The following is a 6,522-nucleotide window of genomic DNA, read 5'->3' on the forward strand; positions in this document are numbered from 1 at the left end:
TCTGGCGACAGCCTTTTATAAAAGAAATGATTAACTTTTCATTATATATCGAATGGCTTTTTATGGGTGCTGCCCAAACCCGCAATTTTTGAAAAAATTGAGTAAACTTTTTTGTTCTTTTGCTGATAATTTAGCGTTAGCTAAATTTCAATCCTCGACCGACACTCCGTTAAACCATAATTTTTGCTAAAACAGCCGTACTCCGAACAAACTCAAAATCCAGAGAACAAATCCGTAAATTATTGATGCAGAAACTCCGTATACTATTACCGGACCTGCAATTATAAATAATTTAGCACCGAGTCCCGCTATATATCCCTCTGACTTAAATTCAATTGCAGGTGAAGATACTGCATTGGCAAAACCTGTTATCGGTACAAGAGTTCCTGCTCCTCCGTGTTTTGCTATTTTGTCATACACGCCAATTGCCGTCAGTAAAATGCCTATGAATATCAGCGTTACGGAACACAATGTTTTACTGTCTTTTTCTGCCGCACCGAGCATTGCGTATAAATCCGTAAATCCCTGCCCGATTGTGCATATTGCTCCGCCTATTAAAAAGGCTTTTATGCAGTTCACAAAAAGTTTACTTTTCGGTGAATTTTTCGTCACAATTTTATTGTATTCTTTTGATGAAATCATATATACATTAACCCCGTTTCGTTTATAACTTGCTGATTAAATGTACTAATATTATGTGTTAAAAATTTGTTCTTATGTAAGATTAGTTTATGTAAAATAACAGTTTATTTTTGATGAAATATGATGTATAATGTTAAATGTATATTTATGTATTGTGAGGTGGAGTATCGTGGAGCATTATCTTGATAACAGCGCAACAACCGTTGCATCGCTTGCGGCGGCTAAAAAAGCGTTTGAGATGATGACGGAAAATTACGCAAACCCATCTTCACTTCATTACAGAGGAATGCTTGCGGAACAGGAGCTTGAAAAGGCGAGAAAGGCGGTTGCTAAGCAGCTTTTTGCCCAAACCGATGAAATCATCTTTACAAGCGGCGGTACGGAGGCTAATAACCTTGCTCTTTTCGGCACTGCATATGCAAAAAAACGCAGAGGTACTAAGATTGTTACGACTTCCGTTGAGCACAGCAGTATTATGGAGTCTTGCAAAAGACTTGAGCAAGAGGGCTTTGAGATTGCATATGTAAGCCCAAGACAAGACGGAGTTGTGCATACCGAGGATATTCTTGCGGAAGTAAACGACAATACAGTTCTTGTTTCTGTTATGTATGTAAATAACGAAACTGGTGCTATTATGCCTGTTGCAGAGATTTTTGATGCGGTAAAGGGGAAAAAATCGGATATTATCTGCCATACAGACGCAGTTCAGGCTTTCGGCAAAATTGCCGTTAATCCTAAAAAACTCGGTGCAGACCTTGTGAGCGTGTCGGCTCACAAAGTACATTCTCCAAAGGGATGCGGCGCAATATATATAAAAAAAGGTGTGCGACTTGTACCGAGGACTTACGGCGGCGAACAGGAAAAGAAAATCCGACCGGGTACAGAACCGTTGCCGTTGATTGCGGCATTCGGAGTTGCCTGTAATGAATTTGCAATAGAAAAGAATTACGAAAAAGTTGCCGAACTTTGCGAATACGCAAAAAATCAGCTTACAAAAATAGACGGAGTGGTTATAAATTCACCGCAGAGCGCTTTGCCGTATGTTCTGAATTTTTCGGCGGGCAAGGTTAGGAGTGAAACTATGCTCCATTTCCTTGAGGAATACGAAATTTATGTTTCCTCGGGCAGTGCTTGTGCAAAGGGCGCACCGAGTTATGTGTTAAGCTCAATGGGATACGAAAGTTACAGAGCAGACAGCGCATTGCGTGTAAGCTTTTCAAAGCTGAATACAAAAGAAGATGTTGACGCACTGTGCACAACGCTTGCGCAGGGATTAAAAGTTCTTGTTCACAGATAAACTGAAAGGTAAAGAATTAATGAAAGAAATCATACTTTTAAAAGACGGCGAAATTGTACTTAAGGGCCTTAACCGTCGTACATTTGAGGATGTTCTCAAAAAGAATATCAGACACGCAATTTCACATTTGGGCAGTTTTGAAATAAAATCCGCTCAATCAATTATATATGTAAAACCGCTTTCGGACGATATTGACCTTGACGAGGCTTGTCTGAAAATTTCAAGAGTATTCGGCATTGTGTCATATTCGAGAGCGGCAATCTGCGAAGAAAAAACACTTGAATCAATTATTGCTACCGCACCTGTTTATCTTGAAAAAGAGTTAAAGGCTGTGAAAACCTTTAAGGTTGAGGCAAGAAGAAGTGACAAACGCTTTCCGTATAAGTCGCCCGAAATATGCGCAGAACTCGGCGGAGTTATTCTTGATAAATTCCCACATCTTAGCGTTGATGTTCATAATCCGGATCTTATCGTAAATGTAGAGGTTCGTGATTTTGGCGCTTATGTTCACGGTGCGGCGCATAAAGGTGCGGGCGGTATTCCTGTAGGTACAAGCGGCAATGCTGCTATTCTTATAAGCGGCGGTATTGATTCTCCTGTTGCCGCATATATGATGGCAAAAAGAGGTTTGAAACTTACAGCCGTTCACTTTGCAAGTCCGCCTTACACAAGCAAAAGAGCAGAAGATAAGGTAGTAAGACTTTTAAGAAGAGTAAGCCGTTATGCAGGCAAAATGACAATGTACACAGTTCCTTTTACAAAGATTCAGAAAACTATAAAAAATGAATGTCCGGAAGAATTGTTTACAATCATTATGCGCAGACTTATGATGCAGATTTCTTCAAGAATTGCAGCGGATAACGATTGCACGGCGCTTATTACAGGCGAGAGCTTGGGTCAGGTTGCAAGTCAGACTATAGGTGCTTTAAGCTGTACAGATGATGCGGCAGACTTGCTTGTGTTCAGACCTCTTATCGGTATGGATAAGCAGGAGATTATTGACATTTCATATAAAATCGACACTTATGATATTTCAATCGAGCCTTACGAGGATTGCTGTACGGTATTTACTCCAAAGCACCCGAGAACAAGACCTGTTTTGAAGTATGTAAAAGAGGCACAGGAAAAAGCAAATTTTGAACCGATGATTGAAGAGGCTCTTGCAAATCTCAAGGTAACAGAGATTTCAGCAAAAGACGAATAACATATATACCAAAACAAAAATTACTGTGACACGAAAGGATGGACCTGCGTGGATATTGAAATTTTATTGGTAAACCAAAACGATACCCCTGCATTAGACAGCGGCGAACTTTCGGACAAACTTGCCGAAAACGGTTTTACGCTTACCTATATAACACCTGTCGACTTTAAAAGCAAAAAAATTATTTCCGCTCTTGACAAATGTGCGGATAATAATGAAAAGCCTTCTGTTGTAATTATAGCAAACGCACTTTCGGATAAAGGTGCGGACAGCTTTAAAAAACATTTTTCAGAGGTAGTTGCACAGGCGGAAAAAGCCGAAAAACCCAAAGCTCCGAAAGACTATTGGAAAAAGCGCACAAAAGCGCTGAAAAATGCTGAAAAATTGAAATTATCAGACGAAAGAGTGCAGGAGATAAAAGACAGTTTTAAGCTGTACAGAAAGAAATCCAAGATATTTAATCTCGGCGATTTAGGAAACGGCTGCAAAGGCTTTTGCTTTATGTACAAGGGTATGAAAGTCACAGCATTGCCACAGAAAAAATATTCGCTGAACAATATCGACGATATGATTTTGGCGGCGGCTCAAAAAACTGTTGAAGTGTTTGAAAATAACGAGGCGGAGTATCCCGGCGGATTCAGTAAGGTTGAGTATGTTCCTCCCAAAAAAGGACTGAAATACCGATTTATTCCGATGCGTGGCGACAGCGGTAAGGAAATTGCGCGAAAATCCGTTGCAATTGTTTCACTTGTTGTGTTTGTCGGCGCTCTTTCAATGCTGTTTTACAATATGGTTTACCTGAGTTATCAGAATAAAGAAAAAATGAATGATATTCAGATGATTTACCATAATACAACTGATGATAATACTTCGCAGGGCGGAGATAAAAAACCGTCAGAAGAAGAAAAAGTGGATTGGGCAAAACTCAAAGATATTAATAAGGAAATTGTCGGTTGGATACAGATTAACGATACCGGAATCGACTATCCTGTGCTGTATCACGAGGGTGACAGCCGTTCTTCTCAGTATTATCTTTACCGAGATTACAGAGGCAATCCTGATGATTGGGGCAGTGTGTTCATAGACTATCGAAGCACCGAGAGCACAAAGAGCAAAAATGTTATTATGCACGGTCATCATATGAATGACGGTACAATGTTTGCGGGTATGCTCAAATACGGCAGATACTCCATAGATATGGATTTCTACAAAAAAGCTCCGACAATTACATTTAACACTCCCGAAGAAAATGCGACATACAAGATAATTTCCGTGTTCAAGACAAACACATTGTCAAGTCACGGCGAATTCTTTAACTATATGATAGGTTCATTCCAAAACGATAAGGATTTTATGAACTATGTTTATAATGTCAGAGTTCGTTCAATGGTGAATTGCCCTGTTGATGTAAACGAAGACGACAGCCTTATCACACTTTCAACCTGTTCGTATGAATATACGGATTTCAGAACAGTAATTGTTGCAAGAAAGGTAAGGAACGGCGAATCGGCAAAGGTTGATGTTTCACAGGCATCTGCAAATAATAATGCAGTATGGCCGCAGGTTTACTATGACAGAAACGGCGGTACACGTCCAAAGGTAACAGATTTCTGTACTGCATATGAAGCAGGTCAGATTGACTGGTACAGCGGCGATTATGACTTTAAGGATCAGAAAGTGGTTGAGGCAACTACCGCACCTGCTACAACAGATGCACAAGGCAATACAGTAAAACCGACACAACAGCCAACAACCGCTCAACCTACAACGAAGGCTAAGGTTTATGTAACAGTCAAGTTTATTAACTATGACGGAACACAAATCAGCGAACAGAAAGTTGAAGTAGGAAAGTCGGCAAAAGCACCGGCTGATCCCGTAAAGCCGAGTGATGATTATTACGACTATGTATTTAAAGGCTGGCAGCTTGATTTCAGCAAGGTTTACAGCGACATGACAATCGCACCTAACTTTGAGCCTGTATTAAAACAGCAGGCTACCGATGCTCCTGCAGAGGAGGTAGCGGCAGAATGACAGGTGAACTGATTTTTTACGCCGCTCGCAAAACATCACTTTGCGAAAGGTCGTTAAGAAAGAGCTTTTCGGAGCTTGATTTAATTGCAGATGAGGCAAAATTTGCTGCAAACTGCAAAACTCTCGGAGAACTCGTTGTAAGTTCACTCAAAACAAACGACATAGTTTTTGTTACGGGTGGCTTAGATATAGGCGGAGAAAGCGACAGCCCAAGTGTTTTTGCAAGGGCTTTTGCGGATAATCCGCCGTTGGAAATGAAAAGGTTAAAAAATTCCTCCGGCAGTGACGGTTATGTATTTGCATCGGATTCGCAGGCAATAATTCTTTTGCCCGATGATCCGCAGCAGATAGAAAACATAATGAACGGCGCTTTAAGAGGATTTCTAAAAAGGTATAGGGAAAACAAATTGATTGCTTAAATGCAGCAAAGAGGAAAGGAACAGCATTTTATGAAAACAGAAGCATTTGAAAAATACGAGTCATCAGTACGCTCTTACTGCCGACACTTCCCGACAGTTTTTACAACTGCAAAGGGTTCAATCATCAAAGATGAAGAGGGCAACGAATATATAGACTTTTTCTGCGGTGCAGGTGCGGTAAACTACGGTCATAACAATGAATACATCAAAGCAAAGACTCTTGAGTATTTTTCAACAGACGGAATTATTCACGCACTTGATATGTACACAGTTCCAAAGCGTGAATTTATTGAAACACTTGAAACAAAGATTCTTGAGCCAAGAGGATTTGACTACAGAATTCAGTTCCCGGGCCCGACAGGTACAAACGCTGTTGAGGCTGCATTAAAGCTTGCAAGAAAGTATACAGGCAGAAGAAACATCTTTGCATTTATGGGTTGTTTCCACGGTATGACACTCGGTGCACTTTCCGCAACATCAGAAATGTTTGCGAGAAACGGCGCTATTGCATCTCTTACAGATTGTACACACATTCCTGCTCCTTATATGGTAGAGGGTCTTGATGTAGTTAAGTATATGCAGATGCTCATTGATGACGACCATTCTGCAACAGATAAGCCTGCGGCTGTTATTATGGAAACCGTACAGGCAGAGGGTGGCATCAGAGTATTTGATGTTGAGTTCTTAAAGGCTGTAAGGGAGTTCTGTACAAAGAACGATATTCTTATGATTGTTGATGATATTCAGATCGGTTGCTGCCGCAGCGGCTCATTCTTCTCGTTTGAGCGTGCAGGTATTCAGCCTGACATTGTTGTAATGTCAAAATCAATCGGCGGTATCGGTATGCCAATGTCAATTGTACTTCATAAGCCTGAAATTGATGTATGGAAGCCGGGAGAGCATAACGGCACATTCAGAGGCAATCAGCT

At 40.7% G+C, this 6,522-nt stretch carries 6 protein-coding genes; 5 read left to right on the top strand and 1 reads right to left on the bottom strand.

Going from position 1 to position 6,522, the window contains the following annotated elements; genetic code table 11:
* Positions 1–186: 186 nt before the first annotated feature.
* Complete coding sequence (spoVAC, locus tag AAAY30_RS10925; RefSeq protein WP_302193650.1) at positions 187–642, bottom strand: stage V sporulation protein AC; 456 nt, start codon at positions 640–642, stop codon at positions 187–189.
* A gap of 169 nt (positions 643–811) precedes the next feature.
* Here spoVAC and AAAY30_RS10930 point away from each other — a divergent pair, with 169 nt between their 5' ends.
* The 5 genes from AAAY30_RS10930 to AAAY30_RS10950 all read left to right on the top strand — a co-directional run.
* Positions 812–1,939, top strand: a complete 1,128-nt coding sequence (locus AAAY30_RS10930) for a cysteine desulfurase family protein (RefSeq protein ID WP_302704549.1) — start codon at positions 812–814, stop codon at positions 1,937–1,939.
* A 19-nt stretch (positions 1,940–1,958) separates the two neighbouring features.
* Complete coding sequence (gene thiI / locus AAAY30_RS10935) at positions 1,959–3,143, top strand: tRNA uracil 4-sulfurtransferase ThiI (RefSeq protein WP_022234010.1); 1,185 nt, start codon at positions 1,959–1,961, stop codon at positions 3,141–3,143.
* A gap of 48 nt (positions 3,144–3,191) precedes the next feature.
* Entirely contained in the window at positions 3,192–5,174 is a 1,983-nt protein-coding gene (gene srtB, locus AAAY30_RS10940) for a class B sortase (protein WP_418524939.1), read from the top strand.
* Complete coding sequence (locus AAAY30_RS10945) at positions 5,171–5,593, top strand: hypothetical protein (RefSeq protein ID WP_022234012.1); 423 nt, start codon at positions 5,171–5,173, stop codon at positions 5,591–5,593. The genes srtB and AAAY30_RS10945 overlap by 4 nt, the downstream gene beginning before the upstream one ends.
* 30 nt (positions 5,594–5,623) lie before the next feature.
* Positions 5,624–6,522: diaminobutyrate--2-oxoglutarate transaminase (locus tag AAAY30_RS10950; protein WP_499222362.1), on the top strand; the 899-nt coding region annotated here is incomplete at its 3' end.

The sequence above is a fragment of the Ruminococcoides bili genome, assembly GCF_040093295.1.
Taxonomy (GTDB): domain Bacteria; phylum Bacillota; class Clostridia; order Oscillospirales; family Acutalibacteraceae; genus Ruminococcoides; species Ruminococcoides intestinale_A.

Bases quoted from the DNA above. Each gene is read 5' to 3' on its own strand.
- thiI (WP_022234010.1), top strand. From the start codon at position 1,959: ATGAAAGAAATCATACTTTTAAAAGACGGCGAAATTGTACTTAAGGGC.
- spoVAC (WP_302193650.1), bottom strand. From the start codon at position 642: ATGATTTCATCAAAAGAATACAATAAAATTGTGACGAAAAATTCACCG.
- AAAY30_RS10945 (WP_022234012.1), top strand. From the start codon at position 5,171: ATGACAGGTGAACTGATTTTTTACGCCGCTCGCAAAACATCACTTTGC.